This is a genomic window from Paenibacillus lautus (assembly GCF_050482385.1).
Classification (GTDB): domain Bacteria; phylum Bacillota; class Bacilli; order Paenibacillales; family Paenibacillaceae; genus Paenibacillus_AQ; species Paenibacillus_AQ lautus_B.
The window spans coordinates 1-25455 of the sequence record NZ_JBCNHV010000039.1 but is presented as its reverse complement, the minus strand read 5'-3'; the positions used below and the strand labels follow the sequence as shown (position 1 = coordinate 25455).

21 protein-coding genes and 1 pseudogene are annotated in these 25455 nt (G+C 49.3%); 7 read left to right on the top strand and 15 right to left on the bottom strand.

Translation table 11 applies throughout. From position 1 onward, the window contains the following. Positions 1 to 65 precede the first annotated feature (65 nt). Positions 66 to 263 (top strand): hypothetical protein, encoded by a 198-nt coding sequence (locus tag ABEW73_RS33175; RefSeq protein ID WP_098747149.1) that lies wholly within the window; start codon positions 66 to 68, stop codon positions 261 to 263. A gap of 176 nt (positions 264 to 439) precedes the next feature. Here ABEW73_RS33175 and ABEW73_RS33170 read toward each other — a convergent pair whose 3' ends face one another. The 7 genes from ABEW73_RS33170 to ABEW73_RS33140 form a co-directional block, all read right to left on the bottom strand. Continuing rightward, the gene (locus tag ABEW73_RS33170; RefSeq protein ID WP_430168525.1) at positions 440 to 1015 is read right to left on the bottom strand and encodes a macro domain-containing protein; all 576 of its coding nucleotides are present in this window, start codon (positions 1013 to 1015) and stop codon (positions 440 to 442) included. A 69-nt stretch (positions 1016 to 1084) separates the two neighbouring features. Further along, on the bottom strand, positions 1085 to 1516 hold the full coding sequence (locus ABEW73_RS33165) for a hypothetical protein (RefSeq protein ID WP_430168528.1): 432 nt from the start codon (positions 1514 to 1516) through the stop codon (positions 1085 to 1087). Positions 1517 to 1573: 57 nt separating this feature from the next. Next, a complete protein-coding gene (locus ABEW73_RS33160) occupies positions 1574 to 2197 on the bottom strand; it encodes a TraX family protein (RefSeq protein WP_430168531.1) in 624 nt (207 codons plus the stop codon). A gap of 230 nt (positions 2198 to 2427) precedes the next feature. After that, a complete protein-coding gene (locus ABEW73_RS33155; protein WP_430168533.1) occupies positions 2428 to 5652 on the bottom strand; it encodes a cellobiose phosphorylase in 3225 nt (1074 codons plus the stop codon). A 112-nt stretch (positions 5653 to 5764) separates the two neighbouring features. Beyond that, on the bottom strand, positions 5765 to 6775 hold the full coding sequence (locus tag ABEW73_RS33150; RefSeq protein ID WP_430168536.1) for a LacI family DNA-binding transcriptional regulator: 1011 nt from the start codon (positions 6773 to 6775) through the stop codon (positions 5765 to 5767). Between the two features lie 154 nt (positions 6776 to 6929). Continuing rightward, the gene (locus ABEW73_RS33145) at positions 6930 to 8138 is read right to left on the bottom strand and encodes an SLC45 family MFS transporter (RefSeq protein WP_430168539.1); all 1209 of its coding nucleotides are present in this window, start codon (positions 8136 to 8138) and stop codon (positions 6930 to 6932) included. Positions 8139 to 8142: 4 nt separating this feature from the next. Continuing rightward, positions 8143 to 8880 (bottom strand): glycerophosphodiester phosphodiesterase, encoded by a 738-nt coding sequence (locus tag ABEW73_RS33140; RefSeq protein WP_430168541.1) that lies wholly within the window; start codon positions 8878 to 8880, stop codon positions 8143 to 8145. A gap of 224 nt (positions 8881 to 9104) precedes the next feature. Here ABEW73_RS33140 and ABEW73_RS33135 point away from each other — a divergent pair, with 224 nt between their 5' ends. Beyond that, positions 9105 to 9569: a MarR family winged helix-turn-helix transcriptional regulator gene (locus ABEW73_RS33135; protein WP_430168543.1), complete on the top strand. Its 465-nt coding sequence runs from the start codon at positions 9105 to 9107 to the stop codon at positions 9567 to 9569. Beyond that, positions 9562 to 10800, top strand: a complete 1239-nt coding sequence (locus tag ABEW73_RS33130) for an MFS transporter (RefSeq protein WP_430168546.1) — start codon at positions 9562 to 9564, stop codon at positions 10798 to 10800. Before ABEW73_RS33135 ends, ABEW73_RS33130 begins: the two co-directional genes overlap by 8 nt. A 191-nt stretch (positions 10801 to 10991) precedes the next feature. On the opposite strand, the gene ABEW73_RS33125 is transcribed toward ABEW73_RS33130, so the two are convergent. The 5 genes from ABEW73_RS33125 to ABEW73_RS33105 all read right to left on the bottom strand — a co-directional run bounded on the left by ABEW73_RS33125 (position 10992) and on the right by ABEW73_RS33105 (position 18877). After that, on the bottom strand, positions 10992 to 12272 hold the full coding sequence (locus tag ABEW73_RS33125) for an MFS transporter (protein ID WP_430168549.1): 1281 nt from the start codon (positions 12270 to 12272) through the stop codon (positions 10992 to 10994). A 110-nt stretch (positions 12273 to 12382) separates the two neighbouring features. Next, positions 12383 to 14086 (bottom strand): methyl-accepting chemotaxis protein, encoded by a 1704-nt coding sequence (locus ABEW73_RS33120; protein WP_430168552.1) that lies wholly within the window; start codon positions 14084 to 14086, stop codon positions 12383 to 12385. 310 nt (positions 14087 to 14396) lie between these two features. Continuing rightward, entirely contained in the window at positions 14397 to 16727 is a 2331-nt protein-coding gene (gene helD / locus ABEW73_RS33115; protein ID WP_430168555.1) for an RNA polymerase recycling motor HelD, read from the bottom strand. Positions 16728 to 17021: 294 nt separating this feature from the next. Then, positions 17022 to 18080 carry an FUSC family protein gene (locus tag ABEW73_RS33110; protein WP_430168557.1) on the bottom strand — a complete coding sequence of 353 codons (1059 nt, stop codon included), beginning with the start codon at positions 18078 to 18080 and terminating at the stop codon, positions 17022 to 17024. A gap of 107 nt (positions 18081 to 18187) precedes the next feature. Continuing rightward, complete coding sequence (locus ABEW73_RS33105; protein WP_430168560.1) at positions 18188 to 18877, bottom strand: phosphatase PAP2 family protein; 690 nt, start codon at positions 18875 to 18877, stop codon at positions 18188 to 18190. A gap of 180 nt (positions 18878 to 19057) precedes the next feature. On the opposite strand from ABEW73_RS33105, the gene ABEW73_RS33100 reads away from it, so the two are divergent. Further along, entirely contained in the window at positions 19058 to 19702 is a 645-nt protein-coding gene (locus ABEW73_RS33100) for an SDR family oxidoreductase (protein ID WP_430168563.1), read from the top strand. 187 nt (positions 19703 to 19889) lie between these two features. Here the strand turns inward: ABEW73_RS33100 and mnmH are convergent, their stop codons facing one another. Then, entirely contained in the window at positions 19890 to 20942 is a 1053-nt protein-coding gene (mnmH, locus tag ABEW73_RS33095; RefSeq protein WP_430168566.1) for a tRNA 2-selenouridine(34) synthase MnmH, read from the bottom strand. A gap of 39 nt (positions 20943 to 20981) precedes the next feature. Then, positions 20982 to 22034, bottom strand: a complete 1053-nt coding sequence (gene selD / locus ABEW73_RS33090; protein WP_430168569.1) for a selenide, water dikinase SelD — start codon at positions 22032 to 22034, stop codon at positions 20982 to 20984. 291 nt (positions 22035 to 22325) lie between these two features. Between selD and ABEW73_RS33085 the strand changes: the two genes are divergently transcribed. The 3 genes from ABEW73_RS33085 (at position 22326) to ABEW73_RS33075 (ending at position 25199) form a co-directional block, all read left to right on the top strand. Continuing rightward, positions 22326 to 23396: a permease gene (locus ABEW73_RS33085; RefSeq protein WP_430168572.1), complete on the top strand. Its 1071-nt coding sequence runs from the start codon at positions 22326 to 22328 to the stop codon at positions 23394 to 23396. A 134-nt stretch (positions 23397 to 23530) separates the two neighbouring features. Further along, on the top strand, positions 23531 to 24721 hold the full coding sequence (locus ABEW73_RS33080) for a peptidyl-prolyl cis-trans isomerase (protein ID WP_430168575.1): 1191 nt from the start codon (positions 23531 to 23533) through the stop codon (positions 24719 to 24721). 133 nt (positions 24722 to 24854) lie between these two features. Then, on the top strand, positions 24855 to 25199 hold the full coding sequence (locus ABEW73_RS33075) for a LytTR family transcriptional regulator DNA-binding domain-containing protein (RefSeq protein ID WP_009590070.1): 345 nt from the start codon (positions 24855 to 24857) through the stop codon (positions 25197 to 25199). Positions 25200 to 25219: 20 nt separating this feature from the next. Here the strand turns inward: ABEW73_RS33075 and ABEW73_RS33070 are convergent. Continuing rightward, a pseudogene (locus ABEW73_RS33070) lies at positions 25220 to 25455 on the bottom strand (hypothetical protein); the annotation flags it as partial.

The following is a 25455-nucleotide window of genomic DNA, read 5'->3' as shown; positions in this document are numbered from 1 at the left end:
CTGAATCAAATGCTATAATATGGGGTAATTTGATGGATTTCATACCATAATGAAAGGATTATACCATGCGAACAGAGAACCAGATCAAATCCAAGATCAATGAACTTACGATGCAGAAGAAAAAGCTGCAAACCCGCTTGGCCGCTCTCGAAGAGAACAGTCCGGAGCGAGCTTCCCTTCTCAATCAAGAAGCCCGCCTCGACGATATGATCACGATGCTGGAATGGGTACTGTTTGAGCCAAGCGGCTCCTATCATATGTAAAGTCGACTGACAAACAGCAGGGGCGCTAACTGCGCCCCTGACTTTCATTAAGATAACCTACCCTATGAATCGCGGTCGCTCATCCTTGAAGGCCTCGATAGAGGTTTGTTTTTGGGGGTCCCCGTAAAGTATTTGGAATAAGCATCGAAGCATAGGCCCCACTTTGTGGGGTTATTTTATAATTGCGCCTCCTTCTCCTGGGTGAACTGCTCAAGCCAATGAACATAGAGCTCTTCATTATCAGGAGAAAAACAAACGAAGTCGATCCGATCCAAGCGGTTATCCGGCAAATCTTCCTCAAGCAACTTCGTAACCGCCTTTAACGCAACATCACATGCCGGAGCCTTAGGATACTCATAGATACCCGTGCTTATATTAGGAAAGGCGATGCTTCTGGCACCCACCTCGATTGCAAGCAGGAGACTGTTGCGGTAGCATTCCGCCAGCGTATGCTCCTCACGCCGTCCACCGCCCTCCCATATCGGGCCGACCGTATGAATGATATGCTGGGCAGGCAGCCGGCCTGCACCGGTAATCACGGCATTGCCTGGCGGGCAGCCGCCTTGCTGCTTGCGAATTTCCATGCATTGCTCCATGATCTCCGGACCGCCGGCGCTATGAATTGCGCCGTCCACGCCTTTTCCGCCCAGCAGTCCTGAGTTTGCAGCATTGACGATAATGTCGCCCGTCCATGTCGTAATATCGCCTATAAAGACGGAGACCGATGTCCTTCCGATTTTAAATGTTTTCATTTCGGAAAATCTCCTTTCGGTCTTTTATTTCTCTATTACCCCGCAAGTGGGTGGATTGACCCTGTTTGCCTATTCTGTTCTCGGCTTTTTTTTCGCAGCTGCAGACAGTCGATCGGTCAACCCCTTCTCTTCCGCTCCGTGCAGCGCTTCCTCCACCGTACGGTAGAACATCAGCGTGCCGGTATCCCTGGCCTTCGTCAAATGATGAAGAAACACATTGCCGGCTTGTTCCAGCTTCAAATCCTCGGATTCATTCTTGACCCGGCAAAGATATACCTTCATCATGCCTTGAGGATCGCGAAATTCCATGACGCCGATGGGACTCATCGATCTTTTGTCCTCCTCCGTGAACTGAGGCGTCATATAAACGGTATATTCCGAAGCAGGCGGAGGAATGTATGCTTCCCGTTTTTTATCCGCAATTAATTTGGAATTCATGAATGCGATGTAACCCGCCGCCGCGAACAAAAGGATGCAGGCAGCAATTGCGATATTGAACATGTATGACTCTCCTTGTATATAATCAATCCATCGGGCTTTAACCTAAAGAGTTCTTCTCTATAAAAACACCCGTAATAACGCAATAATCAGTAAATGCAGAGGATAAAATGAACGCCATACCCAGCGGCTCACCCGGATAGACTCCAGCTTCCTCCATACATGCGGGCCATAGGCTATCACGGCCGTCGGGATGACGCTCCACATCTGAAGCTCCCAGTTATTAAGGAACCAGAACAACAGGTTCAAGACAATATGAAGCGGTACAAGCCAGCTGGCCGTGGCATATCGAAAAATCAAGATCAACAGCAGGCCGTAAGCTCCGTAATCAAACGGAAATTCACTCATTAACGCACAGGCAGCAACAACAATCATCCATGATAACAGCTGGGAGTCCGACCGTTCCAGCACATACAAAACGATGGCTCCAGCTACCAGGGTAATGACCACGTTCAACCCTTTAGGATTCAACGCAAGCTGATAGGGAATTTGGGAAACCGCCGCAATAACGGCCAGCCGAATGATATACTTGGGTCTCGAAGAAGTGTAGCGGTGCCCCTGAACGAGAGCATAGACGTAGATTGGGAAAGCAATGCGGCCGATGATTCTCCAAATCTCCTGATGCGGAAAAAACACAAGCCCAACATGATCAATCAGCATCGTCAGCATGGCGATCCACTGCATGATAACCCCCTCCTCGCACTCGAAGATGTTGAATCCATATGTACTTGAAATTTGATATATCTATTATGGGTTGCAACACTGAGACTTGCAAGCGAAGAAAACATGCAGGAGCTCAGCCATGACAAGGGATAATGAAAAGCCCCCCTAATGAATAATCAAAACTTCAATTCAAATAACAATAAATAGACCACCCGATATTTCCCGGGTAGTCTATTTGGGGCAAGTGACATCTATTTCATTACAGCATGAATTTCCCGGATGTTCCCGTTACGGACTTCATGAGCCAACTCTCCTGTAAGGAGGGGGCCATCCACCTTGATCGAATCCCCTCCCACCGTGATGAGAGTTAATCGCTGAATCTTAACGCCATCCTGCCCATACGTATTGGCTGCGCGCTCGCTGCGATACGTCACCTTAACGGAACCAAGGAAGGTGAACGACACTTCTTGATTCTCGTCAAACAGCCAAGCCGGAAGCACGGGGTTCAGATGCAGCTGAAGCTGGCTGCCTTCGTAACGAAACACCTTTTTCCCTGCCATCATCGTAATCCACATGCTTAGGAATTCGGCCGTCGATCCGCTAAGCCTTGCCACAAAACCTCGTCCATGCACGTGGGGATCCGGATTGACACTGCTGGCAATGAACGAGGAATTCTCCAGCGTGCTGCGTCCATAAACCGCCGGGTCCAGAAAAGGTACAAGGGAAGTTTTGATTTCCGAGAAAAACTCGTCATACAAACCGACTTTTAATAATGAAAGCAAGTATTTATAGGTCATATGCAAAAATACGGATTCCCGCTCCAGCCACCCGGCTGTAAATGCACGGATGCGTCCGATTTCATCGGTTTCGCCTGCCAGGCTGACGGACGTTTTATACATCCCCAGCGCGGGATCATACAGATTGGAAGCCTTGATCCGATCATACATCGTTCTCGCCTGGCCTTCATCAGCGAGTTTCATTCCGCGGGCCGGTGCCTCCAGGAAATGCGGGAGCGCATAAGCCTTGAATTCAAGCACTTTTGCCGCGGGCAAACCATAGCGGGTGATCACCGGGTTCCCCGCAGCATCCCGAACCTCTTCAAATCGCTCGGCTTCAAAGCGGAAATACGTTGGCACGATTCCGCCTCCCATCTGTTCGGCACGCTGAATCCCTTCTTCGATTTTGTCCAGGAATGCCGCGTACATAACCTTCACGCTCTTCACCGAAATTTCAACCTCCTGGCCGCTGATCCCGTACCGGACCGATGCACGATAGAATTCACGCTGCCCAGCTACCAAGTCCCAATAACCGAATGAGTCCAATGAGCCGGACTGATATTGCTGTACGGCATCGTATACACTACCTAAGTAAGACGCGATCTCCTCCGGCACCTGAATGGCTTGATGGCCGAACCGCTCGGCGGCTTCCACGATAAATGCGACCAAACGCTTCAATTCCATCGTTTCGCTCATCCCCGACCCAAACAGGCCTGGCAAGCCGTTCATCGCGTCATTCCAGCCCGGCTTGTTCGCCTCCATTTCTACCCCCATCCCGTAAGGATCGAGTGTCGCCATTTTATTGAGGGACAATGAGATCATTTTGACAAACAGATTCGTGCGGTACATGCCGCCTAGTCCGCCATCTACCCGCAGCCATTCCGCCGCGTTCCGTTTTCTGCCGAGCTTATTCAGCTTCTCCTCGTCCTCCAGCAGCGCACCGTATTGCCGAACCTTGCCTCCTCGGCTGATCACGACCTTCTCACTCCGCGGAAGGACGTACACCGGGCTGTCAAAGAACGTATACGTATTCTCGCCAAACAATAGTTCCTCATAACGGTCGGGATAAATATCCAAGTAGGTATCAACCAAATCCATATTATACGTCCAATGATCCGACCAGAACCCTTCCCCGAACGAAGCTGCAAAATGTTGATCGGATATCGTCAACAGTCCGGATAAGAACTGTTCCTCGCTAATCTCCAGCCCGATGCCTTGATCTGAAATCGCGTTGATGATTTTACCTGGCGTATAGTCCCCGGCGCATGCCTTTGCCAGCTTCTCATAATCTTCCTCAGCCGCGGAGGCGCGCAGCAGTTTCTCCAGCTCTTCCTCCTTCCCTTCACTCACGCGGAATTTCGTTCCTTCTACACTAAGCGGGTTATAACCGTCGGCTTGTATGAGACTAAAAAACATCCGGATGTTGAATGTGCCCACCTTCGGGTTGAAAAACACGTCATTTCGCCGGTTCTGATTCATATCCCGGAAATTCCCGTTCCCTTGTGAATAGTACTCTGGCGCAAGGGAGAAGAAGTTATAATCCCGCTCCAGATCCCCATGCTTGCGGGAGTATAGGTGTACAACGGCCCCTTCCTTCCCGTTATCGAATAGGAATGGATATCCGCCCCGCAGAAAGTTGTCTAGATAGGACTGACGGCTATATTCGTCAAATAGGGGCAATCCCGTTTTGGTGGCCACATCCTCGGTTAATTTCCGGGTCAACGCCGAGGCTTCCTCGCGTTTATGGAGGATATAGGCAGGAGAACACAAATCTTTGGAGCGCTTATTGATTTTACCGATATCGTTCACATGACCAACCAGTGTATAAACGGTCGCCGTCTCTCCAGGCTTAAGCTGAGTCGATAATCCGCTGAATCCGCATGGCACTTTGTTCACGGCATACGGCGTGGCGTTCCGCAAAGCTTCCATCGAACTCACAGCAAATCGATCAGGATGGATTAATGATGTGTTACCGCCAAAGATCAGCTCAAAGTCTACCAGAGGTTGGAGCAGCTTCCCGTGCTGATCAAACGACAGATAGAAGTGACCGCTCGTCACTTGGCTGACTTCCGCCTCGTCGTGCGTACTGGAGCGAACTTTATAGAACGGGATCCCCTGATCCAGGTTCTCCACTTCCATCCAGCTCCGCAGCAGATTGCCGACCTCCTTGTACCCGCTATTCTCGACACCGTAAGGCAGAATCTCCGGCATGCCGTCCAGCAGTTCAAGCGATACAGTCCCAGCTCCGATATTCGTTACACTGACTTCGCGAACAAGCGCGGCAAAATCCTCACCGGGCAGCTGAAAATACGACACCGAAGTGCGAAGTCCGTTACCGGCATGCTCCTCCTCGATGACCAGCTCATTCTGACGGATCAGCATCGTTCTCTTTGCTTTGGAATCCGGCTGAAAGGATTGGAACGGCTCATAAACGGGCGCTGTCCCCGCCATCTTGATAAACGTGCGGAAGCCGGTAGTCGAGACGTTCTTATACGAGATATTCGCCGGGGAAAACTCCATGATTGGCGAGTTCTTATCGCGTATGCCGAAGCTGCAAATCCCCTGACCCCGATTCACATAAAAGGTCCACATCGGAATCCCTTTCAAGCCTACGATTCCCGGCAGGAAGCTGGAAAAGGGTTTGGCAAGATGGTACTGCTCGATAACAAAGGTATCCTTCTCAAAACGATAATTTGACATGGTTCAGATCCTCCTTAAATGGGTTCAATAATCGTTTCAACTCTAGAGTCCGATCAGATTTCGAAACCGGTTTCGAAATGCGGCAAAAATGAGTCCTGCCTTGATGTTTCACCTAGGTGACCGGGCGGCAGGATTCCCGGATAATCAATTGAACTGGCAGCATAACCGACTTTACTGTTGCGTCTTGCTCTTCGATGGAAGAAAGAAGGATCTCCGCCGCAACGGTGCCCAGCTGCTCTGTATCCTGACGTATGGTCGTTAACGCAGGGGTGATGTAACGGGACATTTCAATATCATCAAAACCAATGATGGACACATCTCCCGGTACATGCAGGCCATGTTCCTGAACGGCACGAATCGCTCCAAGCGCGAGTAGATCACCTGCCGCATAAACAGCAGTCGGCCTCTCTCTAAGCCCCAGCAGCTTCTTCATGGCTTCGTATCCGCTCTCGGTGGAGAAAAAATCGCTGCCGGTTATGTACTCTTCCCTTAGATCCAGATCAAGCTCCCGGAGGGCTTGCTCATAGCCTTGTTGGCGCTGCTCGCCTGCAAACGTATTCAATCCGCCCGATATATGGGCAATGCCGCGATGTCCGAGCGAATGCAAATACCGAAGTGCCTGGAAGCTCCCTCCGATATTGTCGGAGTATACCGAATGCACATGCTCCGGTGACGAGTCCAGAATGACGCACGGAATGCCGCTATCCAGCAGCTCCTGGAAATCGGGATCCTCGCTGCTCGACAGAATGACGACCACACCGTCGACGCCCCGGATTTTGCAATGCTCCACATAACTGCTTCTTCGGCCGCCGACATCCTTGGAGATGAACATCAGATCATACCCTTTGGATACGGCAATTTTCTTAAAGCTTTCGATAACGGCTCCAAAATAGGGGTGACGAATCCCTGCTCCAGTGGCTTCTACAAAAAGAATACCAATGGTCCAGGATCGCTTCGTTGTAAGCGATCTGGCGTTTGCGTTTGGAAGATAGCCCATTTCCTTCGCGGTTGCCAGGATCTTGGCTCTTGTCTTCTCCCGAACATCCGGATAGTTGTTGAAGACTTTGGACACCGTCGTAGGCGAATAACCTGTTTTCTTGGCAATATCATAAATCGTTGTCAACCTTGGAATCAACTCCTGCACCTTCGCCGGCATATTCTAATTCAAATCTATCTGATATTAGATTCTACCTGTGCTGACAGGCTCTCGTCAATGTTATTCCGCACGTACTGACTAGCAGGAACCGAACCTCTGGTTATCCAAAAAAACAAATCGGCTACGACAAGCTGGCGGAAGCGGTCTGCGACTTTGCAGGACTTTCCGTTTCCTGATGGCGAATCATCAGAACGCAGATCAGTGCGAGCAGCATGCTGCCTGCGGCACAATAAAACAGAATCGAATATCCCATACCATCAATGAGCTTGCCCAGAAGAGGCGGTGACGAGATCGCCGCCAGCGAGGATACCAAGTAGTACATTCCTGTCCGCGTCCCAATGCTGTCCTCCGATCCGGTAGATACGATAAACGGATAGGAGTTAATATTGATGCAAGCCCAGAATAATCCGCCAACAGTCAGCAATACACGGAGCAACAGCATTGATTCAACCCATGGTACAAGCGCGAAGACAATCAACAGCCCGCTGACGCCGATCAGAATCATCCGTTTCTTGCCGAATTTACCGCCAAGCCATCCGCTTGGAATGGCGAATAGAACAAAGGCGAGTGAAAAAAACGTTAAGGAAAAGGATGCCTGCGATTCCGTTAGCCCCATCTCGTTCTTCCCGTACAACGTAAACAGCGTCTCAACTCCTTGATAAGCGACAAACCAGAAAAATATAGCCGCCAAGAGCAGCACGGTCGTCCGATTGAGCTGACTCTTAAAGGAAACTTTAGCCTTGGCAGCAGTCTGAGCCTGATAGCCTGGAGCGTCGCGCTTCTCCTGGATAAACGTTCTCAAAATGAACAACGACACCAGCGTTATGCCGGCCGCGGCAATAAAGGGCAAGGACTGATGAGCGCTATACAGTATCGAGCCCACGCCAAAAGCCAATATGGACCCAATGCCGCCCATAAAGTTAATGATGCCGTTGGCTCTCGTACGTCGTTTCTCCTCCGTAATATCCGGCATTAGTGAAACGGTAGGCGAACGATACAGGCTCATGGCCAGGTTCATGAGGACCATGAACAGTATCAAGGTTGCCATCCCGGTGTGAAACGGAATGATTGCGGTAAACAGAGCGCCAAGCGGCATTCCGATGAGCAGGTAAGGCATTCTTCTGCCATACCGAGTATGAGTACGGTCGCTTCGACTTCCAATCCATGGCTGCAAGAACAAGGCAAAGTAATTGTCGATCGTCATAAAAAAACCGATCAGTGCGACACTGGATATGTAACCCTCCAGAAAATAGGGCACAAACGCATTGTAGAGCGCCCAGGTAATGCTAATGCTGAAAAAGCCAAAGCCCAGCAGCCATGTTTTTTTCACAAAGTCACGCTCCCTTGGTTTGTAGCAATCCCCCGAGTACATCCGGATAATCCGTAATAATGCCCGCCACGCCTGCATCGATCAAGACTTTCATTTGTTCCTCGTCATTGACGGTCCACGGGTGATAGACAACGCCATGCTGCTTCGCTTCCGCTACCCATTCAGGCAGAACTGCGCGATGGTATGCATGAAGCGCATCCGCTTTAGCCAATTTGGCATACTCCCACGGTTTGTATAACCCTTCCCCATACAGCAGGCCGGTACGGATTTCAGGATCAATATGTTTGCACTCCACCAGGGAATAGTGATTGAAACTTGAGATGACGATTTGCTCTGACATATTGTAGTGTCTTACGGTCTCGATTACGCGTTTTTCCAGCTCAGGATATTGAATCGATCCGTTCTTCAGCTCAATGTTCACGATCGTGCCACGGTTTTTCGTTAATTCCAGCAATTCTTCCAGCAGCGGGATCCTTTCCCCTTGAAAAGCCGATCCAAACCATGCGCCTGCGTCCAACTTTGCCAGTTCTTCGTATGTATAATCCTTGACTAGCCCCTCAGCTCCCGTGGTACGGGCGACACTTTCATCATGGATCAGTACCAGCCTTCCATCCTTCGTCATCTGAACATCGGTTTCAATTCCGGTAGCTCCCTGCTCCAAGCCTTTGGCAAAGGCAGCCATCGTATTCTCGGGGCATATAGCCGATGACCCGCGGTGTGCAAAATTAATCAATTGTGACATTTGTACTTCCTCCTGAGTGGTTAGAAATTGGTTTGTACTATAAATATAGCTCGCAATTGTTAGAGCTATGTTATCATTCCATTTTTCATATTCCACATCGTTTTACGAAACCCTGTCAGGCAGTCAATTAATTTTTTGAATGGTTTGACTGATTTGCATGTCAGGCATATAATTGTTTAGACAACTATTTTCGAAAACTTGAAATGAAAGGTGTGACTTGTTTCTTGAAAGTACCTAAACGCAATCCCTCCATCGGTTTTCATCTGGGTTACACCTATCGCCGCGCATCCCATTTGTTTGCTAACGCCTTGAAGCCCTATGATATCACCCCTGAGCAATGGCTGGTGCTGTACCACATCGGAGAGCACGAAGGGTTAAATCAAAAGGAAGTTGCCGCCAAAGCGGACAAGGATCAACCGACCACTACCCGCATTTTGGATCTGCTTGAGAAAAAAGGATACACCCGCAAATCCGTATCAGTAAACGACCGAAGAGCTTTCCAGCTCTATTTAACGGATACAGGCAAAGAATTGATCGAGACAACCACAACGATCGAAAGTCAATGCGGGAGCCAGTTAATCGAAGGCATTGACGATCATCAATTAGAGATGTTCTGGGACACACTCTCACGTATCAATACCAACATACACAACTTAGAGAATAACAGGAGTGATGTTTCACATGAATGAAATACATTCGAAACAACGATTATGGACCAAAGAATTCATCACCTTGATGGTCAGCAACCTGTTTCTGTTTCTGACCCTGCAGATGATGCTGACCACGCTGCCCGCATACGCCAAGGCGGCGTTCATGGCAAGCCCACTTCAGGTCAGCCTGATAACCAGCCTGTTCGCCTTCAGTGCGATCGCTTCCCGCTTCGTGTCAAGCAAAGCGCTGGAAAAAGGAAAACTGCGCCTGCTTCTGTACGTCGGGCTGTTGATATCGCTGGCAGCCACGCTCGGCTATTACTGGGCATCGGGCATCGCCTTTCTGCTATTAATGCGCGTTTTGTTTGGCATCGGCTTTGGCATGACTAGCACCTCGTTTCCTACGATGGCTTCAGACGTCATTCCTATCAAACGACTGGGCGAGGGCATGGGGTATTTCGGATTATCTACCACACTCGCCATGTCGATCGGCCCGATGATCGGTTTGACGCTCCTGCAAGACGGGGGTTTCACACCGCTTGTGGTCATCACCGTCATTATCAATGTACTTATCTTCCCACTCGCTTACGTCCTGACGTCAAGATCGGCAAAACGGAACCCGGAGCGTCCCGCAGCAGTTCAACCTCGAGCGGAGGAACAACCGAAGGGCTCATTCAATAAAAAGCTGATTCTACCCAGCGTCCTTAACTTTTTGATGTCCATTACGTACGGCGGGCTGCTGAGCTTCATGGCTTTGTTCGGCGCCGAGGCTCACCTCCGGAATCCCCAGTATTTCTTCTTGTTCAATGCCATTGCCATTATACTGGTACGGCCGTTCTCCGGCAGAATCTATGACCGGTATGGACACAAGGCGCTCGTTATACCTGCTGCTGTTCTGATGGTTACCGGTTTGCTGTTGCTGACCATCGCCTCATCGACGGGAACTATGCTGTTATCGGCATTATGTTACGGCCTTGGCTTCGGTGCGATGCAGCCGTCCATCCAGACCTGGATGATCCAGGAGGTTCATCCGCTCCAGCGCGGCATGGCCAACGGCATGTTCTTCAACTCCCTGGATTTCGGTGTCGCTATTGGCTCTATCGCGCTCGGCTCCATCGCCAAATCCACTTCGTACGCTATCATGTACCGATATTCAGCCATTGCGCTAGTTCTGTTGATCCTGATTTATATCGTCATGCAGACCACCGGCAAATCACGCACTAAAGCTGCATCAAAGCTTGAGGATACCGAACCCACCGTTGCAGGATAACGGAGATTCGAAAGCAAAAGCCAATTCTTTGGCATCTCTTCGATTTCATCCGAATGTTTTGCACGCATAGCTCTAACCTCCCGCACCGAACCGGATGGATCATGCGGAGCTCGTTTACTTGATTATACGAGTGGACCTCCGTTCCCTATGCTCCCGAGCCGTATCCGAATATGAGAAAAAGGTCTTGTCCATTATTTCTGGACAAGACCTTTCTTTTTCAAGCCCTGCGGTTTCTTGAAATCCACTCGGTATGAATTCCCTCCGGTATCGTCTTCCTTCGCCTCCGGCTTCACGGCGAATAATGTGAGCAGGCCGCCTACAGCCGCGACGGCTGCCAACGTGCCGAACAGCACCCAATGATTCGCCCCGAGCAGCAGTGAAACAACTGGCGGACCGAGCGATACGCCGATAAAACGCATACTGCTGTAGAGAGAGGTAATGGTGCCGCGCTGCTCCTTCTCTATGCCTTCCGTCAGCAGCGTGTCCATGCATGGCAGTACCATCCCGATCCCGATGCCACCAAGCGTCATCATGCCGACGACAAAATAGATCTGTGCACTAAATCCGGTAACGATCAAGGAAGCCGTCAAAATGGCCATGCCCGCGAAACCGGTCCACTTCTTAGCCGCTTTATTTTTGCCCGTAAATTTACCGGCTAAATAAGATGAAAGACATAACAAAGCTAGCGGAATCGCAAGCACCAGCCCTTTCACCACACCGTGTAAATGGTATGTGCTTTCAAGCGTTTCCGACAAATAGAAAAGTACGCCGAACACGCCAAACATCGCGATGCCGCCGATGGCAAATATCGCATACAGCCATCTTCCCTTCTCGTGCAAAACCTGCTTGGTTGTTTTCAAAAACTCGCGAATGGATTGTTTATCGTTATGGTTTGACTTTGGCGTCTTCACAAGAAAAATGACAAGCACGATAGAGATCAAGCACAGAATCGGAATAGCTATAAAGGGCAAGAACCAAATAAAACTTCCGAGCAGGGCACCCAGTATCGGACTGACTACCTTGCCAAACGTATTGGAGGTTTCGATAATACCCAAACTCTTACTAACCTCTTCTTCCTCTTTAAACATGTCACCGACAAGCGGAATAACAATGGGGAATGCCCCGGCAGCACCAATTCCCTGCAGAAACCGACCCGCCAGAATAACGTAATATGCCGCCGTCCCACTCAGCATCCAAGCTGCTACAGCCGAGACTGCTCCGCCTAACGCCGCAATAATTAAGCTTGGGATGATGATTTTCTTTCGTCCATACCGATCCGATAAATAACCGGCAATCGGAATCAGTAAGATGGCTACAACAGCATATACCGTTATAAGCATACTGACTTTGAAGGAACTGATCCCCAGAGCTTTTGAAATCTGCGGCAAGATGGGAATCAGCATGGAATTTCCCAACGTCATGATAAGTGGTATGGATGCAAGGGCAACCAGATCCCATTTTTTGTTTTCCATGAGAGAAAGACCACCTTTGCGTTATCTGTCATCCATATTGTAGGTTCTTTTACCCGGAATATGCATGATTGCAAGGTGGCCGCTTTTTCCCATATGCGATTTTTCCTTATTTATACTTTAAATCCGGACATCAACTGCCGCAGCTTGCTGGACATTACGTTCAGATCCTCAACGGAATTTGTAATTTCCTCCATAGAGGCCAGCTGCTCTTCCGTGGCTGCACTGACGCTTTGGGTTCCACCTGCCGTTGTCTCCGTGACCTCCTGAATTCTGCGGATTGCATGAACAAGCTCCCCGGCTCCGGAGTCCATCTGTTTAGTTGCAGCAGTGACACTCTGAATTTGTTCGTTCAATTCGCCGACGGATTGCTCAATGTCCTTAAAAGCTCTCTCGGCGCCTTGTGCCACGTTCATGCCCTCGGTCACTTCCCGGGTGCCCCGCTCCATCACGCCGGCCAAATCAACAATATCCTGCTGAAGCTCATGGACGAATTGTCTGATTTCAACGGAGGAGTTTGAGGCCTGATCAGCCAATTTCCGGACCTCAGCCGCTACAACCGCAAAACCTCTGCCATGCTCGCCCGCCCGAGCGGCCTCAATGGAGGCATTCAAGGCAAGCAGTGATGTCTGCTCTGCAATTTCGATAATGATTTGTCCCATCGCTCCAATGTTGGAGGCCTTTTCGCCGAGCGCCCGCACCGATTGCGCGGATTGATCCACACTGGTGCGTATGCCTTCCATTTGAGCCAGCGTATGTATAAGTGCCTGTTCCCCTCCAGCCGCAAGTTGGTTCGTCGTTGCTGCCAATCCGGAGACGTCTTGGGCGGCATGCGCGATATGTTTCATGCCTTCCGCCATGTCCGTTACCGTAGCTGTCGTTTCCTCCGTATCCTGAAGCTGGTTCTCTACCCCGGCCGCCAGCTCTTCCATAATCCCAGAGGTTTGCTGAGAAGCTTGACGAATTTCCTCGGTCGTGGAGTGCAGCGTCGAAGCTGCGACACCGACTTTGCCGGCCGTATCCTGCACCTGTACGACCAGTTCCCTGAAGCCATCGACCAATTTATTATAAGCGTCGGCTACATCCCTGATTTCGTCTTTTGTTGTGATATGTAATCGGGTAACCAGATCACCGCCACCTTCGGCAATCTTCAAGAGTTGTTCGCTCATTTGATTCAAAGGACGAATCGAGCGAATAAGAAGATATCCCTGTATAGCAAAATAAACAACGGCTGCAACTCCGATCAGCATAATGATCAAATTCTGAAATCGGCTGCTGGCCGCAATCTGATCAGCCTGTTTAGCCAGGGCTTCATTTTTATCCACCGTAAATTGGGCGACAAGCGTACTGAAGGAATTGCGCACTTCCCGTTCCTTGCTAAACGCAGCCTCATATACCCGGAACGGTACAGCCTTGTAAAAACCGGTGTCATACCCCAATTTGTTTAACACCTCAGTCACGGCCTCGGTGTAGATGACATACCCGGTTTCGATCTCGTTAAATACCTTTTGGTCTTCCTCAGCAGTCATCAAGCCTTTGGTTTCAGCCATGAGTTTGGCGACGGACTCCTGTTTCGCTTTCAATGAATCTGCAAAGGTCGAATCCCCGGTCAATAAGTAGCCCCGCTCATCATTAGAGACGCCCGTCAATAGGGTCTCCAATTGGGTCAGGTTATAAATGACCTTCTGATCCACTTCAATAATTTCGCTGAACCTCTTCTCCGTCATGTTCGAAGTGATGAATGCGATGATTACGATAACTACCGTAACCGTTGCAAGAATCGTAGACGAAAGAATTAATTTTGTTTTTATCTTCATCCGCAAGCACCCGACCTTTGATAAGTAATATACCCCCAATCCTTTTTTCGTCAAATTTGTGTCCAAAATGAATAGACTCGGCGGTCGAGAAAGCACTTATCCCGAAAATTATTGAAAAAAATTATTAATCACCGGTCAAATCATGATAAATATTGGATAACTCCCTCCTTATGGTATAACGTATATTCCCTAGCTCTCCCTAGATTCACTTCCGTTTTTTTCCTCTGTTATGAAACATGGTTTGGTTTTCATATATCAATTATGAAAAAAAGGTCTGCCTGAGTCGTTGCTCAGACAGACCTTTACTCATTTAATCTTGATCCGGGATAAAGTGGCTCTTTTCCCCGATATGATATACATGAAGTTTGTGCATGGCACGCGTGCATGCCGTGTAGAACAGCTTGCGGTCGCTTTCGCGGTGGTACACATCCTCAGAGCCGTTGTATATGATCACCGCGTCGAATTCCACGCCCTTGGCCAAATAGGCAGGAACGACAAGCGTTCCTTTCTCAAAAGCCGGAGTAGTTTTCGTAATTAACCGCGCAGGTATATCTGCTGACAGCTGCTCGTGTACGCGTCTGCTCTCCTCTTCTGTTCGGCAGATCACCGCCACGTACTGGAATCCCTGTTCATGAAGCTCACGGATATCAGAGACTATCGTTCCATGCAGGTGTTCTTCATCGTTCACCGCAACCACACGCGGAGCTTCGCCGCTCCGGTTAAATGGAACGATCCGCTCCCCGCCCGGTATCATCTTCCGCGTGAAATCAACGATTTCATACGTGGACCGGTAACTTTGCGTCAGATTGATAACCTCCGTATCCTCCTTGCCGTACAGACTCACCAGATTTTCGAGATTGCCGAGCGCCTCTCCATGTGCGTAAATCGCTTGATTAAGGTCACCCAGCACCGTCATTTTCGCTCGCGGGAACAATCGCTTCAGGAATTCTAGCTGAAATCCGGAATAGTCCTGTACTTCATCAACAATGACGTGACGAATCGACGTGTTTGTGCGGAAGCCTTGAAGCAGCTCCTTCAGATAGAGGAACGGAGTCGCATCCTCATACAACAGCGATTTGTTGTCCAGTGACGTTACGGTAAGATTGCAGATTTCTTCCCAATAGTCCGGGAGCGTCTCCAAATTTCCGGCCGCCCGTCGAAATAACGATTCATCCGTATATAGTTTTCGATACATGCCTTTCACATCCACATAACGGAACCGCTTGATCCAGCGTCTGACCGGCTTGAGCCGAGTACTGATGACCATTTTAGCAAGGACGTCCCTTTCCTTATCGAAATCGTCAAACGTGTCTGCCTTCCGGTTTTGCTTACGTCTCATCGTTTGAAAGGCCCGTTGGTAATCATCCGTATCCAGGAGCTGAATTTGCTCCTCCACCCACGGGGCGTCTTTTTCGCTCTGGGCAAACTCCGACAGTCGTTTCAGCATCCACTCTTTCATGAGGTCGATCCGGCCAGCAAGCTTAACCGCCGCATCATAACCGTAGAACTGCGCGGACATTTCATCGGAGCTGACGATAACCTTACCTTGGAATACGACCGGCTTAAAGAGCATCCCGCCCTGTTCCAGCAGCTCCTTGTATCGTCTGATGGTGTCCAGATAAGCACCCGAGGATTTATAGGATATACTCTGAAGCCGTGCCCGGTAATGCGGCGTATCGTCCGCATTCAGCAAGGTTTCCGTCTGCGTGAACACGTCTTCAAGCTCAAACTCTTTGCCAAGCCGGTGCTCCAGATAGGACTGAAAGGTCGTCTGCTGCATATTGTCCTCACCAAGCTCCGGAAGCACCGTGGATACATAACTGTTGAACAGCGGGTTCGGTGAGAACAGAATCATCTGATCGGCCCGAAGCGTCTCCCGGTACTTATACAGCAGATAGGCCACTCGCTGCAGTGCCGCTGAGGTTTTGCCGCTGCCGGCAGCGCCCTGAACGATCAGCATGCGAGTTTTGTCGTTTCGGATGACGGCATTCTGTTCCTTCTGAATTGTAGCTACGATGCTCTTCATCCGATCATCCGCGCTATGGCTGAGGACCTGCTGCAGCAACTCATCTCCGATCGTCACCCCGGTATCAAACAATACCTTGATCTCGCCGTCATGGATGACGAATTGGCGCTTAAGCAGCATTTCGCCTTTAACCGTACCCGAAGGCGTTTCATATTGGGTCTGCCCCGGTGCCCCGTCATAATACAAGCTTGATATCGGAGCCCGCCAGTCGTAAACCAGAAACGTCTCCATATGTTCATCCAAAAAAGATCCTGTCCCCAAATAAATGGTTTCCGTCTCCGTGGTTCCATCCTCTTGAAAATCAATGCGTCCAAAGTAAGGGGATTCCACAAGTTTTCTATACTTTTTAAGCAGCTTGCTGGATTGCAGATGAGCATGCTCACGTTCCGCGAGCACCTGCGACTGCTGTCTCAGGTTGGTCGACGTTTCACCCAAATCGTCCGGGTTGCTGAAGTTGACCGTTACTTCGTCCCAAAAGTCTTTCCGCATATCAATAACGACTTCACGGATATCTCCGACGCTCGCTTCCAGCTGAGATATTTTATTACCGATTTTCGTTGTCACTTCCGTTACCCGTGCCTGTTCTTCTTTCCAATCCTGTTCGCTGATAGCCATTTGTTCATCCCCCTAATATACTGGTTGACAGCGCAAGTTGCCTGTGTTATAATACAATTGTGATATTCTAACCATGAATTTGAGTTTTAATGACAAACCATTGCTAATTATAACAATGTGCTTCATATAATTCAACATCGAAATCCAGAACCGACCCACCGGGCGGTTTTTTTGCGTTCATATACAATACCATTCCCAAGGCTCACTGCCAAGAGGAATCATCCTAAATCCTGGTGCATGAAAACAGCCGATCAAATGTGGCATCTTGATCGGCACCCTCATGGTGAACTTCACTTATTTACGCAGCCATGAGAACAAGGCTTCATCCTGCTCTTTATCATCCGCGACGCGGCTGATATGATCCGCTACCCGGTTCAGCCGGTCAAGCTGATATCCGTAATCATACATGGATGCGGCCACCACCGACAGCCGAAGCCCCCCGGAATTGGCGCCTGGCCCGCACATCACCTGCTCCATGAACGCTTCATTGTTCTCCGCCATGGTCTCGGCTTCGTCTTCATTCGGTTTCAGTTTATCTTCGAATTTCCACAAGATATGCTCATGGTACTTCATTAACCGTTCCAGATTGTGATCAAACTGCTCGTCGATTTCTTCGGATCGTTCCGCCTGAAAATAGTGGTTCTCCACCGCATCTAGCACTTCATACCCCTTACGTAGGGATTGGAGCAATTGCTTATACACCACGAGCTGCCTTGCTTGACTGTACTTGGCCCGCTTTAGCTTCCTCTGCTCTTCCTCAAACAAATTGTATTTGTCGGACAACGATTTGATCGCCGATTCCAGCTCCTTCTTCTCCGCACGGTACACCGAATCCTTCATTTCGTGAGAGATGGCCGTGCGCAGCAGCAGTGACATTTTGCCAAATACAATATGAATCCGCGTGATGTACTGTTCCTTGGGCTTCGGGGGAAACACAAGAATATTGATAAGAAATGCAGATATGATACCGATAATCGTCAGAATAAAGCGATTGAGCGCAAAATCCCATTGACCTGAAGCTTCCATCACAGATATTACTGTGACAAGCGTAAGTCCGATGGTCTCACCCATATTCAGCTTCATACAAATCATAATCACTAGAATACACACCAAACCGACGGAAATCGGCTGATTCGATAAAAAGTATCCTCCGAGCATCGCCAGAATCGCACCGAGCGTACTGGTCTGCAGCTGGTCCAGGAAATATCTCCACGACCTGTATATGGATGGCTGCATCGCAAAAATCGCGGCTATGGCGGCAACAACAGGGGATTTAAAGTCAAAGAGCATGGCTAAATAAAGAGCCAGCGTCACGGCTAAGCCGGTTTTGAACATTCTTGCTCCAAACGCCACAGACAGCCCTCCTTACCGAACCCAATTTCACATCTATGGATACACATCATGATACATACTCCTCCGTTTGAACCGCTATTACATGAATTACCCTTACGCTTCCAATGTTATGCAGTTTCCGATTCAATCACATCTTCCGGGTTGGCGCGCTTCCCCATCCTCTTCTCGTAAGATCGGACCAAAAATCCAAGCCAAGCGCAAGCAGCCAAATATCCGCCAAGAATATCGCTTGGATAATGGACCCCAAGATAGACTCTGCTTAGTCCGATGCCCAGAATCATGACGACGGAGATGGATATTAAAGTCCCTCTCCCCGCCCTGCTGTCAATATGTCTCCACAGCAAGTAAGCCAACACGCTGTAGAACGAGAAGGCAGCCATGGAATGTCCGCTGGGATAACTATATCCCGTAATTTCAATTAAGCGGTGGATGTCAGGCCTCGCCCGTTGAAAGACCCATTTTAATAATACATTCAGAATAGATGAACCAAAGACGACCACAATAAGGAGAAGGATCTCCACGCGGTGCCCCAGTACCCAATATAGCACGGCGATTACAATCAGACATAACATAATCACCGGTCCGATAGAACCTATAAACGACAGCCCGATGGCGATATCCGTGATAAGCGGCTGCTCCCAGGCTTGTACCGTTGTTATGATCGCCATGTCAAACGTTTCCAGGCCTTGCCGCTTTACCAAAGCTGCCAGCGTGACAAATCCTATGAGACTGATCATCGATATGAGAAAAATCCAGCGTTGTCTTCCTGAAGTCGGGTGTAGCTTCTGTCCGCTCAACTCTCTTTTCTCCTTTGCCTTTGTTTCGAACCCGTGTCAATTGGTGAAAACAAGATAATATCATTTTCCCGAGATAAAGGAAAGTACATTTGGGATATACATGAAATATCCCGTAGTCTATGTCAAAATCGCAATGATTACTCTTTCAAGGAAATTTTTACCGTAAAGGAGCATGTCCACATGAAGATTCTCGTTGTCGGTGCCAACGGCCAAATCGGCAAACAGCTTACACATCTGTTGCAAGACCATGAAGGCTATACCGTGAGAGCAATGGTAAGAAAAGAGGAGCAGGCCGCCCCATATCAAGCTGCCGGAATAGAGTGTGTTCTTGCAAACCTGGAAGGATCGGTCGAGGAGCTTGCTGATGCGGCGAAGAATTGCCAGGCGGTGGTATTCGCTGCCGGCTCAGGCGGAGCTACCGGATACGACAAAACCCTGTTAATCGATCTGGACGGAGCCGCAAAAATGATTGAAGCCGCCGAGCAAGCATCTGTTTCGCGTTTTGTAATGGTAAGTGCGATGGGGGCCCATCATCGGGAATTTTGGAATGAGGAGATCAAACCGTATTATGCCGCCAAGCATTACGCGGATCGCATGCTTCGTCAGAGCAGCCTCACGTACACCATCATTCGTCCAGGAGGACTTACGAATAAACCCGGTACCGGTCGTATTACCGCTGCGGAGGATATCCAGGGCGGATCCATTCCGCGCGAGGATGTAGCACGAACGATTCTGTTATCTTTGGACGAAGAAAATACCTTCCGTCGTTCCTTCGACCTGATCTCAGGGGATACTCCTATATCCGAAGCTTTATCCTCTATTTAAAGAGAATGCCTTTGCCATAAAAAAAATCGCCCCTTAGTATAAGCGGTACGGTTGTATCCGCTCATACTTCAGGGGCGATCTTCCGTTCTGGTTAAATTATAACCAACTCACAATAAAAGCGGTCCATGCCAACGCAACGCACATAGATCGTGAATTGCTTCGTCAAATTAGCTTTTGTTTTGTTACCTTACGCGCCTGTCTTCTGCAGCATTTGATTCCGCAATATATCTTTTACCGCATCCACAGCTTCTTCCACCCGGTCTACCGCCACAACGATGGGCGTGCTTCCCTCATATTGACTGAAAGAGTGATTATACTTGGGATCATAATAATGCTCGAGCAGCAGCTGTATTCCCTGAGCAAATCGCCCCTCTTCCAACGACTTGCCGATTTCCGCAGCGATAGGCGTGTGGATCCTGCTTTTGATTAACTGAAAGGCTGCTAAATATTGCTCTTTAAAAGCGGCAGGGTTGTAATCCTCCAGGATCTGCCGAACACGCTCGGCCATCGGCAGTTCCAATACGATGGCTACCCCAGACTCCTTCTTCCTCATGATGAAATCGGGAACGACGATTTTCCCAATCCGTTTGCTCTCCGCCTCAAATAATAAATACGGCGCAGATTCCAGTTGCTTCAGCCGCTCAACTAATCCCGAATCAAACGTCTTCTGATTATTCGCCTGGAGACCGATATGTCCAAAGATCGAGCCGCGATGTCCTGCCAGCCCTTCCAGGTCCACGACCGGGTAGCCTTCCTGCTGAAGCTGTTTAAGCACTGCCGTCTTGCCTGTGCCTGTCAATCCATGAAGGACAAATGCCTCTGCGTCCAGACTTTTATGCTCCAGCGTATCCAGCACATACTTCCGGTAAGCCTTAATCCCGCCCGTAATCCGGTTGACATGGATATCCATTAAAGAGAGAACGGTTGCGGCGGTCCGGCTGCGCATGCCGCCCCGCCAACAATAGACCGCCTTATCCCCTTCGATCTCCTTGAATTGCTTCACAAAGCTCGGGAGCTTGGCCGACATAATGGCAAGTCCACGCTCTTTAGCCGCATCCACGCTCACCTGTTTATAAATTGTCCCGATCTCCGCCCGTTCTTCATCATTGAAGACCGGAATGTTCAGACTTCCCGGAATGGTGGAATCCCTGTACTCCGAAGGGGAACGGACATCAATCAAAGTAATCTTTTTCTTGCTTTGCAATTCCATTAGTTCTTTTACGGTGATGTCTTGAAACATGTCTGTTCGCTCCTTTATTGATACAAAACCCGATTCCCTTTATAACTCAACGACAATGCGATTCGGATGGTTATCCACGACCTCACCGATTCTTCCAGCTTCCAGACCGGCATGGCGAAGCTCTGACAGAAGCTGATCGGCCTGCGAGCCATCAACCGCAATGAGGAGTCCTCCGGAAGTAACGGCATCGCACAATATCCACTTATCGATCTGGTCCATGCCGTCCGGGAAATCCACGTCGTCCTTCACGTGATCATAGTTGTTTTTTGTACCGCCTGGAATAACACCGATATCGGCCATCTCTCGAACCCGCTCCAAAATGGGAACAGAAGGTTTAGAAATCCGGATCCCCGTGCCGCTTCCTTTCGCCATTTCAAGCGCATGACCAAGGAGACCGAAACCCGTCACATCCGTGCACGCATGCACCTCATATGGTTCCATGAGCTCGGCAGCCGTTTTGTTCAATGCCGCCATCACAGCGGTAACTCGGCGAATCTCCTCATCGCTTAACAGATCCTTCTTGATGGAACTCGTCAGGATACCCACGCCGATTGGCTTGGTCAAAATCAATGCATCGCCTGGCTTAGCGCCGGCATTGGTTCTTACTCTGTCGGGATGGACAGTACCTGTAACGGCAAGGCCGAATTTAGGTTCTTTATCATCGATGGAGTGCCCGCCAACGAGGGTTACCCCCGCTTCCTTCAATTTATCCCCCGCACCTCTCAAAATATCCGTCAATACCTGCTTGTCCAGCGTTGAGATCGGAAATGCCACGATATTCAAGGCAGTCAACGGCTTGCCTCCCATGGCATAAATATCGCTGATGGCATTCGCTGCTGCCACTTGTCCAAAATCATAGGGATCATCCACAATCGGCGTAAAGAAATCGACGGTCTGAACCATTGCCAACTCATCCGTAAGGCGGTATACGCCTGCATCATCACTTGTATCCAAACCAACCAATAAATTGGGATTCGGCTCGGCTTGCGGGAGTTTGCGAATGACCTGTGCCAGGTCTGCAGGTCCGATCTTGCATCCGCATCCTCCTTTAGAGGAATACGAGGTTAATTTTATTTTCTCCGATTGACTCATCACGGGTCTTCCCTTCGTCTTAAGAGTTAATTTTAACAAAACACATGCAACAACCCCGGCGTGGATGCATAAAAAACGTCTCATCTACCCCGGGGATAATCTGATATTCGTCCGTTTACTAACACTTGTGATCACACACAATATCTATATTATAAGAAATCGGCCGCTCCAAGTCTAATCGTCTTCCTATTTCTTGCAATTACCGGGAATATCTTTCTTCGTTCCACAATGTGATATACTAATTGATTGGATATGTAAATCATTTCACAACGCATCGGGGGAGTATAGATCATGAATCACTCAAGCGACGGCAGAATGGCCTTTGATCATTCGGATCGCAGAAGAACCATCTGGTTCATCACCATCTTCATCATCATTGCAGCAACAGGGCTAACCTATGTAAAATGGTGGCCTTATTACGATAAAGCGCTCAAAGCCATAATGGAGCACAGCATTGGCTCCTCCATATTAGGCATGGACCCGGGCAATGTCGCGCCTTCTTGGCAAGCAGCCTGGGAATATGCGGTCACGTATTTTAAAGCCGTTTGGAAAGCGGCGGTGCTTGGTATCCTGCTCGGGACCTTGATCCAGTCGCTGCTGCCCTCCCAGTGGCTGCTCCGCGTACTTGGCAAAACCACCTTCGGCAGCACGGCGATTGGAGGAATCGCCTCCATTCCGGGCATGATGTGCTCCTGCTGCGCAGCACCAATCGCGATCGGTCTGCGCAAGAAAAAGGTGTCCGTAGGCTCCGCCCTCGCGTTCTGGATCGGTAACCCGACCATCAATCCGGCAACACTCGTGTTTATGACGTTTGTTTTGTCATGGAAATTCACCGCGCTGCGGTTGGTCTTCGGCATCATTCTGACCTTTGGCGTCAGTTATCTGGCTAACCGCTTTGCCAAAGAGGCGAATCCAGTAGAGATTGACGCGCCGGTGAGCACTGAACAACTCGATGAACGTCCGCTGTGGAAACGCTGGTTCGCCAGCATCGGTCATATGATGATTCGGGTGGTTCCGGTTTATTTTATCGCCGTGCTTCTCCTTGGCGCCCTGCAAGTGTGGATGTTCCCGCATTTGGGGGCTGCTGCTGGAAACACGCTGCTGGCCGTCATTTTCTTCTCCGTGATGGGAATGCTGTTTGTCATTCCAACCGCAGCGGAAATCCCGATCATTCAGGCCTTTATGGCAGCGGGCCTCGGAGCGGGCCCGGCCGCAGCGCTGCTTCTGACCCTGCCGGCCATCAGTCTTCCATCCCTTCTCATGGTGAGACGCTCGTTCCCGAGGAACGTCATGTGGTTTGTTGTTGCTGCCGTGGTCCTGCTTGGAATTATCTGCGGTATAGCGGGAATGTTGATCCTGTAGGCCAAGCTCCAACTTTTTCGATTATCTTTTCAATTTTTATTTTTTCTTAAGGTAAACCCTTAGCTTATCTGGTAAAGTGATTAAAGAATAAACCAACTCATTATTACATGCAGTCGAAGGGAGTCAATCATTAAATGAAAGATAACGATTTGCAGCCATACCATCCGGGGCAACCCGAGGATGAACAAGGACAAGCCCAAGAGAAAGAGAATAACCAACAAGATCCGGGCAGCTTGTCTAATGAAGAAGAAAGAATAGATTCAACCGATCCGGAGCCGATCAAGCTTCACAAGGATGAGAACGAGAACGAACAGCCTGCACTCATGCATCCAGCAGGGGATCAACAGCTTTACGATGAACTGCCCCCTGAAGGTGGCGGCGGCAACGGAAGCAAAGGTTGGATGATCGCTTCGCTGGTATTGGCGGCAGCGTTAATCGTCGTCCTGATTGTCCCTCCATTTGCCAAGGGATCCGGCAATGAAGCTATAGCTAAAGTCAATGACGTTAACATTACCAAGGATAATCTATACAATGAGCTTGTCAGCGCAGGCGGTAAACAAACACTCAATTCCATGATCACAGAGGAATTGATCCAGCAGGAGCTGAAGAAGAAATCCATCACAGTGACTGATGCTGACGTTAATAAAGAAGTGGATACCTTGAAGGCAACTTTCCCGTCCGAGGATCAATTCAATTCGGCTCTTCAGCAAAATGGCATGACGCTTGACGACCTGAAAAAGCAAACCAAAACCCAGGTTGAGCTCAAAAAACTGATGGCCGACAAAATCAAAGTCACCGATGAAGAAATTAAAGAAATCTATGACCAATACAAAGACAGCTTCGCGACGCCTGAGCAAGTTCGCGCATCCCACATCCTGGTTGAAACCAAGGAAGAGGCCGAAGCCATCGAGAAGCAGCTGAAGGAAGGCGCCGACTTTGCAGCGATTGCCAAAGAGAAGAACCAAGATGCTACGAAGGAGACCGGCGGCGATCTTAACTTCTTCGGACGCGGTGAGATGGACCCTGCATTTGAAGAAGCAGCATTCAAATTGAAAAAGGACGAAATCAGCGCCCCGGTGAAGAGTTCCTTCGGTTATCACATCATCAAGGTTACTGATCGTAAAGCTGCCACGAAACCTACCCTGGAAGATAAGAAGGAAGAGATCCGCAGTCAGCTTGAGAGCCAGAAGGTTTATTCCGAATCCACAGCCTATATTCAAGAGCTGAAAGATAAAGCAACCATCACCAATACGCTGGAAGAAACACCGGCTAAAACGCCAGCAGATCCTGCAGCTGAAACACCAGAAGCACCTGCTGCACCTTAAATGTTAGTCCAAGCCCCTACCCTTGCGGTATGGGCTTTTTTTAATGCGAAATAAAAAGTTCTTTAAACCCCAGGGAAAACATGTTAGAATGTAAGCGTTATCAAATGTTGATCTTGGAAAAGGGGGCAGCAGAATGATGAAGCACGTATCGGAATCCCGCAACATGTATGAGGACTTCGTGGTGGAGACAGACATTCTGTTCTTTAAAACCGGATCGCACGGTTTGGTCAGCTTTCACGGCAGAAACTATAATATTAAAAAGAGAATGACTGCCGAAAAAATCGCATCCCTGCTCTCCGGTAAACAGTTCTATCATGTCGGCGGAAACTGCTACGTTAACGTAGACAAAATCACGACGGTAGAACAAGGCATCGTTTACTTTGGGGAGAAGGCACCTTCTGCTAAACATCTTCGGATTCCGAGATGGAAGCAAGAGTCACTCAAGCGCCTTGTCGCTGAAGTAAAACAGCCTGTTTGAGAGCAGCGATCTCTTCAGAATCAGGCGCAAAACCCAGAAGATCCCGTATCCGTTAACCGGAGGCGGGATCTTTTGGTATGCAGGATTGTACTCAGCGGAATTTTATACACATTTTTGCCGGACGCCACCCATAGATGTTTTTTGCTAACCGCAAGCCCTCCGACATGACCGGTATGCTTTTTGCTGCCGCTCTCGTACAAATAAAGTGTTTTGATACGTTTGCCGGTTTTGCTGCTTTTGAGACTCCCACGGCTAA

Coding starts and splice junctions, on each gene's coding strand:
- ABEW73_RS33165 (WP_430168528.1), bottom strand. CDS start 1,516: ATGTTCAATATCGCAATTGCTGCCTGCATCCTTTTGTTCGCGGCGGCG.
- ABEW73_RS33120 (WP_430168552.1), bottom strand. CDS start 14,086: ATGAAGATAAAAACAAAATTAATTCTTTCGTCTACGATTCTTGCAACG.
- ABEW73_RS33100 (WP_430168563.1), top strand. CDS start 19,058: ATGAAGATTCTCGTTGTCGGTGCCAACGGCCAAATCGGCAAACAGCTT.
- helD (WP_430168555.1), bottom strand. CDS start 16,727: ATGGCTATCAGCGAACAGGATTGGAAAGAAGAACAGGCACGGGTAACG.
- ABEW73_RS33130 (WP_430168546.1), top strand. CDS start 9,562: ATGAATGAAATACATTCGAAACAACGATTATGGACCAAAGAATTCATC.
- selD (WP_430168569.1), bottom strand. CDS start 22,034: ATGAGTCAATCGGAGAAAATAAAATTAACCTCGTATTCCTCTAAAGGA.
- ABEW73_RS33075 (WP_009590070.1), top strand. CDS start 24,855: ATGATGAAGCACGTATCGGAATCCCGCAACATGTATGAGGACTTCGTG.
- ABEW73_RS33140 (WP_430168541.1), bottom strand. CDS start 8,880: ATGTCACAATTGATTAATTTTGCACACCGCGGGTCATCGGCTATATGC.
- ABEW73_RS33170 (WP_430168525.1), bottom strand. CDS start 1,015: ATGAAAACATTTAAAATCGGAAGGACATCGGTCTCCGTCTTTATAGGC.
- ABEW73_RS33125 (WP_430168549.1), bottom strand. CDS start 12,272: ATGGAAAACAAAAAATGGGATCTGGTTGCCCTTGCATCCATACCACTT.
- ABEW73_RS33155 (WP_430168533.1), bottom strand. CDS start 5,652: ATGTCAAATTATCGTTTTGAGAAGGATACCTTTGTTATCGAGCAGTAC.
- ABEW73_RS33175 (WP_098747149.1), top strand. CDS start 66: ATGCGAACAGAGAACCAGATCAAATCCAAGATCAATGAACTTACGATG.
- ABEW73_RS33085 (WP_430168572.1), top strand. CDS start 22,326: ATGAATCACTCAAGCGACGGCAGAATGGCCTTTGATCATTCGGATCGC.
- ABEW73_RS33160 (WP_430168531.1), bottom strand. CDS start 2,197: ATGCAGTGGATCGCCATGCTGACGATGCTGATTGATCATGTTGGGCTT.
- ABEW73_RS33080 (WP_430168575.1), top strand. CDS start 23,531: ATGAAAGATAACGATTTGCAGCCATACCATCCGGGGCAACCCGAGGAT.
- mnmH (WP_430168566.1), bottom strand. CDS start 20,942: ATGTTTCAAGACATCACCGTAAAAGAACTAATGGAATTGCAAAGCAAG.